Below are 14,404 nucleotides of genomic sequence, written 5' to 3'. Positions count from 1 at the left end.
CCGGGATGACGATGTTTGTTTGGCTTCTGGCGGCTTTCGTTGCCAGCCATATCCTGCTGGCGGCAAGGCCGGTCAGGATGAAGCTGGTGGCCATGGTTGGCGAAAAGGGATTTCAGGGGCTGTATTCCCTGATTTCCCTTGTGCTGTTTGGCGGGGCCATCTGGATCTATCGCGGGCTTGCGCCCGAGATCATCTGGGTGGCGCCGCAATGGGCCTGGCTGCCTTCATCGGTGCTGATGCTGGCGGCTTCCATTCTGTTTGCGGGATCGCTGACGCCGGCGAACAAGGCGCTGGCCGGGGTGCCGCAGAGCGCCGCGCCACCTTCGGGCGTGATGCGGATCACCCGGCATCCGATGATGTGGAGTTTCGCGATCTGGGCCTTTGTGCATGCGACGCTGTCCGGCAGCCTGCCGACGGTGATCCTTGCGATCGGGATCGGTGTGCTGGCGCTGGCGGGGGCGGCCCACCAGGACGGGCGCAAGCGGCGGCAGATGGGCGAAACCTGGGTTCGATATGAGGCGCAGACCAGCTTTTTCCCGCTGGGCGCGCAGGTGGCGGGGTGGCAGCCCTGGAGCGCTATCTGGCCGGGGCCGGTTCCGGTGATCCTGGGCGTTGCGCTGTGGGCCGTGCTGACCTTTCTTCATCCGATGTTGATGGGCGCACCGGTGGTGCCGCCCTGGGGAGCCATGCAATGAGTTTTGCCGGACAGAGAGTTTGGATCACTGGCGCGTCTTCGGGTATCGGCGCCGGACTGGCGCGGGCCTTCGGCGCGCAGGGCGCCACGGTGATCCTTTCCGGGCGCAACCGGGATGCGCTGGCGGCCGTGGCGGCGGACGTGCCGAGCCATCAGATCCTGTCGTTCGAGGCGACCGATCACGATGCGCTGCCCGCGATCGTGCAGGAAGCGGGACCGGTGGACATCCTGATCAACAACGCCGGCATTTCCCAGCGCAGCCTGGCGGAGGACACGGCCTTCGAGGTCTATCGCACGATCATGGAGGTGGACTTCTTCGCGCCGGTTCACCTGACCAAGCTGGTGCTGCCGCAGATGCTGGCGCGGGGCAGCGGGCATGTGGCCGCGGTGGCCAGCGTGGCGGGAAAGGTTGGATCCCCGCAGCGAACCGGATACTGCGCGGCGAAGCATGCCGTGATGGGCTTTTTCGATGCCCTGCGGACGGAAGTGGGTGGACGGGGCATCCGGGTGACGACGATCGTGCCCGGGTTCGTCCGGACGGAGATCGGCGCGCGGGCGCTGACGGCGGACGGCACCCCCAAGGGCGCGGGCGAGGATGATGTGGACGCCGGCATTTCCGCCGACGAGGCGGCCGCCATCATACTGGACGGCTTCGCCAGAGGACAGCGCGAGATCCCCGTGGGCGGACAGGGGCCGGAAATGGCACTGCTGGACCTGAAGCGGCAGAATCCCGACATGCTGTTCGACGTGATGGGGCAGATGGGGGAAGGCGTTGTCGCCAGGCTGAAGCAGGGCTGAGGCAGCAACAGGCCATGAGTGTGATCCGCCTGTTGCTGTCGGGCGCCGTGGTTGCGCTGGGGGTGCTGGCCGGGGCACTGGCCGATCGCGCCGCGATTTCACCGCTGCTGTTCGTTCCGGTTATCGGACTTGTCATGTTCCTGGTCTATCGTGTGGTTCAGTCGCAACCAGCGAAGGATGAACACCGCTTGCCCCTGAAACCCCGGGCCGGGATTCTGACGCCTGCCGAAGCGGGCGACCAGATCAGCATTTCGGCCCTTGCCGATCCGGCGCTTGTGGTTTCCGCCGGGTGGCGGGTGCTGGCGGCGAACGAAGGGGCCCTGGGCCTGTTCGGCCAGCGCATCGTGGGTGGTGACCTTCGGCAGACGGTGCGGCATCCTGTGGTCGTGGAGGCTGTTCGCGGCGGACTGGAGGGGGAATCGCCGCTCGTGCGCGAGGTGACCACATTGGGCGCGCAGGATGGCGCCTTCCGGGTGCGGGTTGTCGCGCTGGATCCGGATTCCCGGCGGCTGCTGCTGAGCTTCACCGATGTGACCCAGGCGCGGCTGACGGAGCGGATGCGGGCGGATTTCGTGGCGAACGCCAGCCATGAACTGCGCACGCCGCTGGCCAATATCTCTGGCTTCATCGAGACGCTGCTGGGACCGGCGGCCGAGGACGAGCCCGCGCGGCGGCGTTTTCTGGACATCATGAGCCGAGAGGCCGGGCGTATGAGCCGGCTGATCGATGATCTGCTGTCGCTTTCGCGCATCGAGCTGGACAAATATGTGCGGCCGCAGACCTTCCTGGACCTGCCGCCGTTGCTGCTGGACGTGGGCAAGACGCTGGCGATGCGGCTGGAGGCGGACGGCCGCAAGCTGGTGCTGGAGGTGGAGCCCGACCTGCCGCCCGTGGTGGCCGACCGGGACCAGATCCTTCAGGTGCTGCACAACCTTGTTTCGAACGCGCTGAAATATGGCCATTCGGGAACGCCGATAACGGTTTCGGCCATGCGGGATCACGCCGGGCGCGAGGATATGGTGCGGGTTTCGGTGACGGATCAGGGCGAGGGCATCGCGCCGGAGCATCTGCCGCGTCTGACCGAGCGTTTCTATCGCATCGACACCGGGCGATCACGATCGATGGGTGGAACCGGGCTGGGACTGGCCATCGTGAAGCATATCGTGGAGCGACACCGGGGGCGGCTGGAGATTTCCAGCCGGCAGGGCGAAGGAACATGCGTTTCCTTCCTGCTGCCCGTTCTGCTGCCGGTGCGGGTGGCGGAAGGGGATGCGGCAGGGGTTGCGGGGGTATCGTCACAAAACCGCAACGCTGCTGTCACATAAGCCCCATCGTCCGGCTCTAGAGAGCGGGGCGCGGCCCTGTCGCACTGCTTGAGGTGTGCAGACAAGCTATTGTGAATGTTTGGAATTTCCTTGAGACCGTTGAAGATGATCCGGCCTGTCATATTGGGAGTCGCAGCCGCGGGGCTGCTGGCATCCTGCGGTGATTCGCGCACGCAGATCCGGATCGTCGGATCGTCCACGGTGTTTCCCTTCACGACGGCTGTCGCCGAGAACTTCAGCCGCAACAATCCCGAATATCTGGCGCCTATCGTGGAAGCGACCGGCACCGGGGGCGGCATCAAATTGTTCTGCCAGGGCGTCGGGTCGCGCTTTCCCGACGTGGCGAACGCTTCGCGGCGGATGAAGCCTTCGGAGCTGGCGGATTGTCAGGCGAACGGGGCGAAGGACATCGTCGAGGTGAAGGTGGGCATCGACGGTGTGGTTCTGGTGCAGGGCAAGAAGGGCACGACGCTGCAACTGAGGCTGCGGGATGTCTATGCGGCGCTGGCGGCCGAACCGTTCGGCCGGAAACAGACGGCGCGCACCTGGAAGGATGTGAATCCGGCCCTGCCGGCGACGCGGATCGAAGTGATCGGACCGCCGCCGACATCGGGCACGCGGGACGCCTTCAACGAGCTGTACATGGTGGCCGGCTGCGACACCGACCCGGCGATGAAGGCGCTGAAGAAGTCCGACGAAGGGCGCCACAAGGAAATCTGCAACAGGATCCGCGAGGATGGCGCCTATGTGGAGGCAGGCGAGAACGACAATCTGATCGTGCAGAAGCTTGGCGCCAATCCGGACGCGATCGGCGTTCTGGGCTTCAGCTTTCTGGAGCGCAATCTTGATACGATCCGCGACGTGCCGATCGACGGGGTGATGGCGACCTATCAGACGATTTCCGACTTCAGCTATCCGGCATCGCGGCCGCTGTTCATCTATGTGAAGGCGCAGCATGTGAAGGCCATTCGCGGGCTGAGGGAGTTCCTGGACGAATATACGAGCGAACGCGCCTGGGGGCCCGGCGGCTATCTGCAGCGGCGCGGGCTGGTGCCGGCGCCGGATGGGGTGCGGGCCGAGAACCGGGTGCGGGCGGCCGAGCTGACCCCGCTGACGAAAGGCGACCTGGAATGACGCTGGGTCTTGGGTTCTTGCTGGTTCTGGCGCTGGGCGGACTTGCCTGGTGGATGGGCTGGCGGCGCGGGATCGGCTTTGCGGCAAGCCGCAAGGCCGAGGTGGGGGCCGTGCATTCACGCCCTGGCTATCATGGGGCGTTCGTGGCGATCCTGGCGCTGCTGCCGGCGCTGCTTCTGCTGGCGGCATGGGGCATTGCCGGGCCGGGGCTGGTTTCCCGCGAGGTGCTGGCGAGCGTGCCGGGGGGTGCTGTCGGGCCGAGCGATCTTGAGCAGGCGGCGTTCCTGGCCGAAGTACGCGGACTGGTGAGCGGAAGTTATGCCGCCGCCTTCAACCCGCATGCGGAAGCGGCCGCCGCCGTGTGGAAGGCGGCTTCGCTGCGCTATGGTCTGGTGTTCGGCCTTGGGGCGCTGGCGCTGGGCGCCGCCGGCGCGATGTGGGGACTTTCGCGGCTGCGGCCCGATTTCCGGGCGCGGACGCGGGTGGAGCGGCTGACCATGGGGCTGCTGGTGGTGGCATCCCTTGTTGCCATCCTGACGACCTTCGGAATCGTGGCCAGCCTGGTGTTCGAGAGCTTTCGCTTCTTCCAGATGGTGAGCCCGACGGAATTCCTGTTCGGCACGAAATGGTCCCCGCAGACGGCGATCCGTGCGGACCAGGTGGGATCGTCGGGTGCGTTCGGGGCCGTGCCGCTGTTCTGGGGAACGGTGTTCATCGGGGCGATCATCGCGATGGTCGTTGCGATTCCGCTGGGGCTGATGACGGCCATCTACCTGACACAATATGCGGCCCCGGGCTTCCGGCGCTGGGCGAAGCCGATGCTGGAGGTGCTGGCCGGGGTTCCGACCGTGGTGTACGGCTTTTTCGCCGCCCTGACGGTGGCGCCCGCGGTGCGCAGCTTCGCGATTTCCATCGGTATATCGGATGCGAGTTCGGAATCAGCGCTGGCCGCCGGCCTTGTGATGGGGGTGATGATCATCCCGTTCGTGTCCTCAATGGCGGATGACGCGCTGACGGCGGTGCCGCGCGCGATGCGGGATGGCAGCCTGGCGATGGGCGCGACACCTTCGGAAACCATCCGCAAGGTGCTGATACCGGCTGCGCTTCCCGGGATCGTGGGCGGCGTGCTGCTGGCGGTTTCCAGGGCCATCGGGGAAACGATGATCGTGGTGATGGCAGCCGGACTTGCCGCGAACCTGACCGCCAACCCCTTCCACAGCGTGACGACGGTGACCGCGCAGATCGTGGCGCTGCTGACGGGCGATCAGGAGTTCGACAGCGCCAAGACGCTGTCCGCCTTTGCGCTGGGACTGGTGCTGTTCCTGGTGACGCTGGCACTGAACATCTACGCGCTGGCCGTGGTGAAGAAGTATCGGGAAGCCTATGACTGATCGTTCGACCGCACCGGCCGCCGTGACGCCGACGGCCTGGGCCTCGCCGCAGATGCAGGCGCGGATCCGTCGCCGCTACCGCCAGGAACGGCTGTTCAAGCTGACGGGCATGGGGGCGCTGGCGCTGGCCGCCGGGTTCCTGGTGTTCCTGATGGCGAGCATCGTTTCGAGCGGCTGGACCAGCTTTCGCCAGACCGAGGTATCGGTGCCCGTGGTGATCGACCCGGTGCGGCTGGGCGTGACGGCGGCGCAGGCGAAGGCGGATCCCGCCCTGCTGCGGCGTGCGAACTTCCAGGGCGTGCTGGCGGACAGCGCGGCGAAAGCCCATGGCGATGAAGCCGAGATCATTTCCGACGGCGCCTGGCTGGCGCTGCGCCGCGCGGTGGAGGCGAACCCCGAGATGATCGGTTCCACGGTGCCGATGTGGGTGATCGCGACATCGAACCTGGACCAGCTGGCCAAGGGACGGATCGATCTGACCGCCGAGGAAGGCGACCTGCCGGTGACGGCGGCGGAAATCGCGGCATGGAAGCAGCTGGAGGCGAAGGGCGACATCCGCACTGTGCTGAACACGACGTTCCTGACCGGCGCGGATTCCGTGGATCCTGAACTGGCCGGCATCTGGGGCGCGCTGAAGGGCAGCTTCCTGACGCTGATCGTGACCTTGCTGATCAGTTTTCCGGTGGGGGTGCTGGCGGCGATCTACCTTGAGGAGTTCGCGCCGAAGAACCGCTGGACGGACATCATCGAGGTTTCGATCAACAACCTTGCGGCGGTGCCTTCGATCATCTTCGGTCTGCTGGGGCTGGCCGTGTTCCTGAACACGATGAACATGCCGCGATCGGCGCCTGTGGTGGGCGGGCTGACGCTGGCGCTGATGACGCTGCCGGTGATCGTGATCGCCAGCCGGGCCGCCATCAAGGCGGTGCCGCCTTCGATCCGGGACGCGGCGCTGGGGATCGGTGCTTCGCCGGTGCAGGTGGTGTTCCACCATGTGCTGCCCCTGGCGCTGCCGGGCATGCTGACGGGCACCATCCTGGGCATGGCGCGGGCGCTGGGCGAAACGGCGCCGCTGCTGATGATCGGGATGCGGGCCTTCCTGACATCGGTGCCGCAGGGGCTGGCCCAGCCCGCGACCGCGCTGCCGGTGCAGATCTTCATCTGGTCTGACAATGTGAGCCGGGGCTTCGTGGAGAAGACGAGCGGCGCGATCATCGTGTTGCTGCTGTTCCTTCTGGCGATCAACAGCCTTGCCATCTATCTTAGGAACCGTTTCGAGGTGCGCTGGTGAACGACTTGAGCCTGACGACGGCGGCGGATGCGCCAGCCACCGCAAATTCCCTGAAGATGACGGCGCGCGACGTGCGCGTTTTCTATGGCGAGTTCGAAGCGATCAAGGGCGTGTCCATCGATGTGACGCGCGAGGATGTGACGGCCTTCATCGGGCCTTCGGGCTGCGGGAAATCGACCTTCCTGCGCTGCCTGAACCGGATGAACGACACGGTGGCCGGCGCGAAGGTGCAGGGCGACATCCGGCTGGACGGCGAGGATATCTATTCCTCTGGCATGGATGTGGTACAGCTGCGGGCACGGGTGGGGATGGTGTTCCAGAAGCCCAATCCGTTCCCCAAGAGCATCTACGAGAATGTGGCCTATGGGCCCCGCATTCACGGGCTGGCGCGAAGCCGGCCCGACATGGATGTGATCGTGGAGAAATCCCTGCGTCGCGCGGGTCTGTGGGACGAGGTGAAGGACCGGCTTGCCGATTCCGGAACGGCGCTTTCCGGCGGGCAGCAGCAGCGGCTGTGCATCGCGCGGGCCATCGCCGTGAACCCGGAAGTGATCCTGATGGACGAGCCGGCTTCCGCGCTGGATCCGATCGCGACGGCCAAGATCGAGGAGCTGATCGACGAACTGCGCGGCCGCTATGCCATCGTGATCGTGACGCACAACATGCAGCAGGCCGCGCGCGTCAGCCAGAAGACCGCTTTCTTCCACCTGGGAACGCTGGTGGAATATGGCGACACGCGGGAGATCTTCACCAATCCGAAGGAAACCCGCACCAAGGATTACATTACCGGCCGGTACGGCTGAGGAGACAGATGATGGATCGTGCCCCTTCCGCCCATACGGTTAAGTCCTTCGATGACGAGATCCACCAGCTGCGTTCACTGATCGGGCAGATGGGCGGGCTTGCCGAGGCGCAGACGACCGACGCGGTGAGCGCACTGGTGCGGCGCGACATCGACGCCGCGCTGGAGGTTGTGGCGAAGGATGCCGAGATCGACACCCTGGAAGGGGAGGCCGAGCAGCTGGCGATTTCCATGATCGCGCTGCGTGCGCCGCTGGCGGACGACCTGCGCGAGATCGTGGCGGCGCTGAAGATTTCCGCCATGCTGGAACGCATCGGCGACTATGCCAAGAACATCGCCAAGCGGGTGCCGGTGCTGACCCAGGCCGCGCCCATCGGGCCCGGGGTGATCATCCCCGAAATGGCGCGGGCGGCTGCCAGCATGATCCGCGACGCGCTGGATTGCTATGTCGACCGCGACCCCGAACTGGCCCGCGCCGTGGCCGAACGGGATCAGCAGGTGGATGATTTCTACAATTCGCTGTTTCGTTCGCTGCTGACCTACATGATGGAAAATCCCCATCATATCACGCCGGCCACGCACCTGTTGTTCATCGCCAAGAACCTGGAGCGGATCGGCGACCACGCCACCAACCTGGCCGAGATGGTGTATTTTTCCGTGACGGGCGCGCAGCTGGGGGATCGCCCCAAGACGGATAACACAGCGACGATCGCAGCCCCTGACGTGACCGACTGACCCCGCCTGGACGACCGAAGGCCGTTCAGCCCGACGACGCGAAGACCGAAGCCGTAGCGTCCGCATTGTGCGGGCGATTGGAGAATTGCGAACATGCGCCCGAAGATCCTGCTGGTCGAGGATGACGCCAATCTGGTGGAGCTGATCCGCTACAACCTGGACAAGGAGGGGTTCGATGTCGTTTCGACCCCGGACGGCGAGGAGGCGCTGGTTCTGGCCGAGGAGGACCGGCCGGACGTGGTGGTTCTGGACTGGATGATCGCCAATCTTTCCGGGATCGAGGTGTGCCGACGGCTGCGCCGCGCGCCGGAGACATCGGGGCTGCCCATCATCATGCTGACGGCCCGCGCCGAGGAGAGTGACCGGGTGCGGGGGCTGGAAACGGGCGCGGACGATTATGTGACGAAGCCCTTTTCCCCGCGCGAACTGGTGGCGCGGGTGCGGGCGCTGCTGCGGCGGCTGCGGCCGGCGCTTTCCGGCGGCAATCTGGAATATGCCGGGATCGCGATGGACACCAGCGCGCACAAGGTGACGCGCGACGGGCAATCGGTGCAGCTGGGGCCGACGGAGTTCCGCCTTCTGCGGCATTTCCTGGAGCATCCGGGCCGCGTGTTCAGCCGCGAGCAGCTGCTGGATGCCGTGTGGGGCCGTGATGTCTATGTGGAGCAGCGCACGGTGGACGTGCATATCCGCCGGCTGCGCAAGGCGATCAACGGGGACGGATTGCCGGATCTGATCCGCACGGTCAGGTCTGCCGGCTATGCGCTGGATTCGGACGCCTCCCTTAAAATGGCGGGTTGAACGGGGCTTCCCAAGGCGGCTGCCCGGCCTTTAGAGAGCCGGCAGCAAATGTTCTGAGGGAGTGCATTGATGACCATCCGCTTTGACAATCGTGTTGCCATCGTGACGGGCGCGGGCAACGGCCTTGGTCGCCGTTATGCGCTGGACCTCGCGGCGAGGGGCGCGAAGGTGGTGGTGAACGATCTGGGCGGCGCCCGGGACGGCACCGGTGGCAGCGTGACCGCCGCCCAGGCGGTGGTGGACGAGATCGTGGCGGCCGGGGGCGAGGCCATGGCCAGCGGGGCGAGCGTGACCGACGCCGACGCCATCTTCGCCATGGTGGCGGACGTGAAGGCGAAGTGGGGGCGGATCGACATCCTGATCAACAACGCCGGCATTCTTCGCGACAAGACCTTCACCAAGATGACGCTGGATGATTTCCGGGCGGTGGTGGACGTGCACCTGATGGGTAGCGTGATCTGCACCAAGGCAGTCTGGGATCTGATGCGTGAGCAGGCCTATGGCCGGATCCTGATGACGACGAGCTCCACCGGGCTTTACGGCAATTTCGGCCAGGCCAATTATGGCGCCGCCAAGCTGGCGCTGGTGGGCCTGATGAAGACGCTGGCGCTGGAAGGCGCGAAATACAATGTGAAGGTGAATACCATCGCGCCGCTGGCGGCGACGCGCATGACGGAAGACCTGATGCCGCCCGAGATGCTGGCGAAGATGGGCCCCGAGACGGTGGCGCCGGCGTCGCTGTATCTGGTGAGCGAGGATGCGCCTTCGAACGTGATCCTGAACGCGGGCGGCGGCGGGTTCGAGGCCGCCCATGTGACGCTGACGAAGGGCATTCATGCCGCCGGTGACGCGCTGACGCCGGAGACGGTGGCCGCCAACATCGCGAAGATCCGCGACCGCGACGGCGAGATCGTGCCGGACACCGGATCGGCGCAGGGCGCGATGGCGCTGAGCGGCGGCAAGTGACGGAACGGGGCCGGCGCGCGTGCGCCGGCCCCGACCGTTTCAGTGCGCGAACGACTGGCGCAGGAAGGCTTCGCTTTCGGAGAGCATCTTCGTTCGGGCTTCGCTGTCGATCAGATAGTGGTCGAGATTGTCCCAGGTGACGAGGCGCGGCGCGGCGCCTGCGGCCTTCAGCTTTTCGGCCATCAGCCTTGAGTGGGCGATATCCACGTTCACGTCGAGCGCGCCGTGGAACAGCATCACCGGGGCCTTGATCTCGGCGGCGCGCTGGGCTGGCGAGCCTTCGATGATGTGCGGGCCGGCGCCGATGAAATCGAAGGCGGTGGTGCGGCCGGAGGTGCGGCGGTACTGATCCTTGAGTTTGGTGAGATCGGTGACGGGCGCAATGGCCACCACGGCCTTGAACAGGGTGGGATCGATCACAGCGGATTGCAGCGCCGCATAGCCGCCGTAGGACCAGCCCACGATGCCCAGCTTCTTCGGATCGGCGATGCCCTGTTTCACCAGCCAGCGGCCGGCGTCCGACACGTCTCCGATGGCGGTTTTCCAGGACTGGAAGCCGTTTGTCTGCAGCCAGGCGTCGCCGTAGCCGGCCGAGCCGCGGAAGTTCGGCTGGAGGACGGCATAGCCCATTGCGGCGTAGAACTGGCTCAGCCAGTCGAAGCCCCACTCATCCCGCGCGGAGGGGCCGCCATGGGGAAGGACGATGGCCGGCAGATTCTTCGGCTCCTTGCCCGGCGGCAGGGTGAGGTAGCCGGGGATCATCGTGCCGTCCGCCGCCGGATATTCGATGGGCTTCATTTCCGCGAGCGTCATGCCTTCCAGCTGGGGCCGGACGGTGAGGACGGGACTGAGGCTCTTGGCGGCGCGGTCGAACAGATAATAGGTGCCGGGGTGCCTGTCTGAGCTGGCGATGATCAGCAGCCGTTGTTCATCCACGGAGGAATCGATGATGCTGAGAAGGCCCTTGTCGGGCAGGGCCTTCGAGAGGCTGGCGTGCAGCCGGGAGATGGCCGGGTCGAAATAGTCCACTGTGCGCCGGTCGGTTGCGTAGCTGGCGCCGACGACACGCTGATGGCGGCCGATGCGGACGAGACCGTCGATATCGACATCCTTGCGTGCGACGATGAGGGTTTTCGTGTCGGCCCCGTCGAGCGAGAGGCTGAACAATGCCTGCCGACCCTGATACTTGTCGAAGCCGTAGGCGACATTCTTGTCGCGATCGACGGCGTAGGGGTCAAAGCCTTCATCCGTCATGGTGTTGCGGGTGGACAGCGGCTTCCATTCGCTCTTGCCCGGCAGGCGATAGAAATATCGCCGGAAACCGGAATCATAGCCATCGCCCTTTAGCTCGAACAGGCCGCGCACTCGGACAGTGCCATGGCCATCGGTGATAAATTCTGAACCGAGGCGCTCGGGCCTCTCGACAGGTGTTACCCTGAGATTGTTGGTGTCGACGCGGTCAACGCCAAGGCCGGTATCTGTTTTGGCTGCGGCCCGTCCGGTTGCGTATTCCTCCACATACTGCCGCTGCATGAGAACCTTGCCGTCTGGATCGTCTGGCAACCAGTCAATGACGCCGCCACCATAATCCGGCGAAGACATGGAGTAAGCGGTCTGACGATTCGACAATTCCCGAACGTTGGAGCCATCGCGATTGATCGCGAGCATGCGCGAGAAGGTGGAGAGATCGTTGCCGTCCGTCTTGATACCGCCCATGCGGCAAACAAGACGCTCCGGTGTGACCCAGTTGCACCATTGCAGACGGACCGGCTCTCCATTGGCGGCAAACAGTGCCTGCGGCGTTGCACTTTCAACGAGGTCGACCGCCTGGACGACGGCGCCCTGTCCCCTGGCTGGCGCCAGATAGGCGATGCGCTGGCCATCCGGCGACAGGGCGGCATCTTCCACGCCTGGCCTTGCGCCGAATTTGCGGGCAAGATCCTGCGCATCCTGCGCGACTGCAATCTGTGGGGTCAGGGCGACGAGCGCTGTGGTGCACAGCGCGGCAACGGACATGAAACGCACGACCCTGGAACTCCTTCTACGCAACTGAGAGGGAGTGTGGCGGGCGTTGCGGAAATGGCAAGTGGGTCAGTCGCCCCGAGGCGGCTGCGGACATCAAAATTTCATGGTTGGCGTGCCCTTGACCGGGCAGGGGAGCGACCATATCTGACCTTGTGTTAGCACTCCCCGAGGGTGAGTGCTAAATGCGGGCGGGAGCTGTAGGCGCCTGCCCGAAATTCAACGCAAGCGACTTCGAACCGAAGTCCAGGCAATAAAGAGGGACCGACATGGTGGATTTCACCCCGCTGCACGACCGCGTGCTGGTTCGCCGCATCGAGGCCGAGGAAAAGACGGCCGGCGGCATCATCATCCCGGACACCGCCAAGGAAAAGCCGCAGGAAGGCGAAGTGATCGCCGTGGGCCTGGGCACCAAGGATGAAGACGGCGACCGTATTCCGCTGGATGTGAAGGCCGGTGACAAGATCCTGTTCGGCAAATGGTCCGGCACGGAAGTGAAGCTGAACGGCAAGGATCTGATCATCATGAAGGAAAGCGACATCCTCGGCATCATCGGCTGAGGACGCTTTTCACGGGAACCGGATCCCCGCCGTGCGCGGGGATGACAATTGGAAGGAACGAAGCATATGGCAGCCAAGGACGTGAAGTTCGGGCGCGACGCCCGTGAGCGCATTCTGCAGGGCGTGGACATCCTCGCCGATGCAGTGAAGGTGACGCTGGGGCCGAAGGGCCGCAACGTCGTGATCGAAAAGAGCTTCGGCGCCCCGCGCATCACCAAGGACGGCGTCACCGTCGCCAAGGAGATCGAGCTCAAGGACAAGTATCAGAACATCGGCGCGCAGATGGTGCGCGAAGTCGCTTCGAAGACGAACGACCTGGCCGGCGACGGCACCACGACGGCCACCGTGCTGACGCAGGCGATCGTGCGCGAAGGCCTGAAGTCGGTTGCGGCGGGCATGAACCCGATGGACCTGAAGCGCGGCATCGATCTGGCCGTGACGAAGATCGTCGAAGACCTGAAGAGCCGTTCCAAGCCGGTCGCGAACTCGGCGGAAATCGCCCAGGTCGGCATCATTTCGGCCAATGGCGACAAGGAAGTCGGCGAGAAGATCGCCGAAGCCATGGAGAAGGTCGGCAAGGAAGGCGTGATCACCGTGGAAGAGGCGAAGGGCCTCGACTTCGAGCTGGATGTCGTTGAAGGCATGCAGTTCGACCGCGGCTACCTCTCCCCCTACTTCATCACCAACGCGGAGAAGATGCAGGTCGAGCTCGACAACCCCTACATCCTGATCCACGAAAAGAAGCTGTCCAACCTGCAGGCTCTGCTGCCGGTGCTGGAAGCGGTGGTGCAGTCGGGCCGTCCGCTGCTGATCATCGCCGAAGACGTCGAAGGCGAAGCGCTGGCGACCCTGGTGGTCAACAAGCTGCGTGGCGGCCTGAAGGTTGCCGCCGTGAAGGCGCCTGGCTTCGGTGATCGCCGCAAGGCGATGCTGGAAGACATCGCCACCCTGACCGCCGGCGAGATGATCAGCGAAGATCTGGGCATCAAGCTGGAGAATGTGACGCTCCAGATGCTGGGCCAGGCCAAGAAGGTGACGATCGACAAGGACAACACCACCATCGTCGACGGTGCCGGTGCGGCCGACGCGATCAAGGGACGCGTCGAGCAGATCCGCGCGCAGATCGAAACCACGACCAGCGACTATGACCGCGAAAAGCTGCAGGAGCGGCTCGCGAAGCTGGCCGGCGGCGTTGCCGTTATCAAGGTTGGCGGCGCGACGGAAGTGGAAGTGAAGGAGCGCAAGGACCGGGTTGACGATGCCCTGCACGCCACTCGCGCAGCCGTGGAGGAAGGCATCCTTCCGGGCGGCGGCACCGCGCTGCTCTATGCCACCCGTGCGCTGGACGGCCTGAAGGGCGTGAACGACGACCAGACCCGCGGCATCGACATCATCCGTCGCGCGCTGCAGGCCCCGGTTCGCCAGATCGCCGCGAACGCCGGCCATGACGGCGCCGTGGTTGCCGGCAAGCTGCTGGAGCAGAAGGAAACCACCTTCGGCTTCAACGCCGCGACCGACGTGTATGAAAACCTCGTCGCCGCCGGCGTCGTGGACCCCACCAAGGTCGTCCGCACGGCGCTGCAGGACGCGGCTTCTGTCGCTGGCCTGCTGATCACGACCGAAGCCACCATCGCCGAACTGCCGGAAGACAAGCCGGCTGCCGGCGGCATGCCGGGCGGCATGGGCGGCATGGGCGGCATGGGCGGCATGGACTTCTAAGTCCGGCGTCGAGCCAGAGAACAGGGAAGGGCGGAGGGAAACCTCCGCCCTTTCTTTTTGCCCGCGCCCGATCGGGCGGGGTGTCGCTGTGGCACTTGCCCGGCGGGAGCAGCTTGCCTAGGCTGCGGGGACGGCCAGCCGGGGCTGAGGGGAACCGGCCTGCTGA

The 14,404-nt window shown here is 65.3% G+C and carries 13 protein-coding genes; 12 read left to right on the top strand and 1 reads right to left on the bottom strand.

The features are described 5' to 3' along the window. Positions 1 to 5: 5 nt before the first annotated feature. From ACW9TV_RS11395 to ACW9TV_RS11350, 10 genes are all read left to right on the top strand, one after another. Positions 6 to 695 (top strand): NnrU family protein, encoded by a 690-nt coding sequence (locus tag ACW9TV_RS11395; RefSeq protein WP_494303587.1) that lies wholly within the window; start codon positions 6 to 8, stop codon positions 693 to 695. Continuing rightward, positions 692 to 1,492: an SDR family NAD(P)-dependent oxidoreductase gene (locus ACW9TV_RS11390; RefSeq protein ID WP_494303586.1), complete on the top strand. Its 801-nt coding sequence runs from the start codon at positions 692 to 694 to the stop codon at positions 1,490 to 1,492. Before ACW9TV_RS11395 ends, ACW9TV_RS11390 begins: the two co-directional genes overlap by 4 nt. Before the next feature lie 14 nt (positions 1,493 to 1,506). Next, positions 1,507 to 2,817, top strand: a complete 1,311-nt coding sequence (locus ACW9TV_RS11385) for an ATP-binding protein (protein WP_494303585.1) — start codon at positions 1,507 to 1,509, stop codon at positions 2,815 to 2,817. A 105-nt stretch (positions 2,818 to 2,922) separates the two neighbouring features. Then, positions 2,923 to 3,951, top strand: a complete 1,029-nt coding sequence (locus ACW9TV_RS11380) for a substrate-binding domain-containing protein (protein WP_494303584.1) — start codon at positions 2,923 to 2,925, stop codon at positions 3,949 to 3,951. Continuing rightward, on the top strand, positions 3,948 to 5,342 hold the full coding sequence (pstC, locus tag ACW9TV_RS11375) for a phosphate ABC transporter permease subunit PstC (protein ID WP_494303583.1): 1,395 nt from the start codon (positions 3,948 to 3,950) through the stop codon (positions 5,340 to 5,342). The genes ACW9TV_RS11380 and pstC overlap by 4 nt, the downstream gene beginning before the upstream one ends. 109 nt (positions 5,343 to 5,451) lie before the next feature. Further along, entirely contained in the window at positions 5,452 to 6,633 is a 1,182-nt protein-coding gene (gene pstA / locus ACW9TV_RS11370) for a phosphate ABC transporter permease PstA (RefSeq protein WP_494305086.1), read from the top strand. Positions 6,634 to 6,689: 56 nt separating this feature from the next. Continuing rightward, positions 6,690 to 7,436, top strand: a complete 747-nt coding sequence (pstB, locus tag ACW9TV_RS11365; protein ID WP_494305085.1) for a phosphate ABC transporter ATP-binding protein PstB — start codon at positions 6,690 to 6,692, stop codon at positions 7,434 to 7,436. Positions 7,437 to 7,447: 11 nt separating this feature from the next. Then, a complete protein-coding gene (gene phoU / locus ACW9TV_RS11360; RefSeq protein ID WP_494303582.1) occupies positions 7,448 to 8,170 on the top strand; it encodes a phosphate signaling complex protein PhoU in 723 nt (240 codons plus the stop codon). Between the two features lie 93 nt (positions 8,171 to 8,263). Further along, the gene (phoB, locus tag ACW9TV_RS11355) at positions 8,264 to 8,971 is read left to right on the top strand and encodes a phosphate regulon transcriptional regulator PhoB (protein WP_494303581.1); all 708 of its coding nucleotides are present in this window, start codon (positions 8,264 to 8,266) and stop codon (positions 8,969 to 8,971) included. A gap of 69 nt (positions 8,972 to 9,040) precedes the next feature. Further along, complete coding sequence (locus ACW9TV_RS11350) at positions 9,041 to 9,937, top strand: SDR family NAD(P)-dependent oxidoreductase (protein WP_494303580.1); 897 nt, start codon at positions 9,041 to 9,043, stop codon at positions 9,935 to 9,937. 39 nt (positions 9,938 to 9,976) lie between these two features. Here the strand turns inward: ACW9TV_RS11350 and ACW9TV_RS11345 are convergent, their stop codons facing one another. Further along, complete coding sequence (locus ACW9TV_RS11345; protein ID WP_494305084.1) at positions 9,977 to 11,953, bottom strand: alpha/beta hydrolase family protein; 1,977 nt, start codon at positions 11,951 to 11,953, stop codon at positions 9,977 to 9,979. 278 nt (positions 11,954 to 12,231) lie between these two features. Between ACW9TV_RS11345 and groES the strand changes: the two genes are divergently transcribed. Together groES and groL are read left to right on the top strand one after the other, a co-directional pair. Continuing rightward, positions 12,232 to 12,519 (top strand): co-chaperone GroES, encoded by a 288-nt coding sequence (groES, locus tag ACW9TV_RS11340; RefSeq protein WP_374387795.1) that lies wholly within the window; start codon positions 12,232 to 12,234, stop codon positions 12,517 to 12,519. Between the two features lie 66 nt (positions 12,520 to 12,585). Next, complete coding sequence (groL, locus tag ACW9TV_RS11335; protein ID WP_494303579.1) at positions 12,586 to 14,238, top strand: chaperonin GroEL; 1,653 nt, start codon at positions 12,586 to 12,588, stop codon at positions 14,236 to 14,238. The last annotated feature ends 166 nt before the right edge of the window (positions 14,239 to 14,404 follow it).

It is taken from the genome of Sandaracinobacter sp. T42 (assembly GCF_059115405.1).
This window is presented reverse-complemented; position numbering and strand designations above follow the sequence as displayed.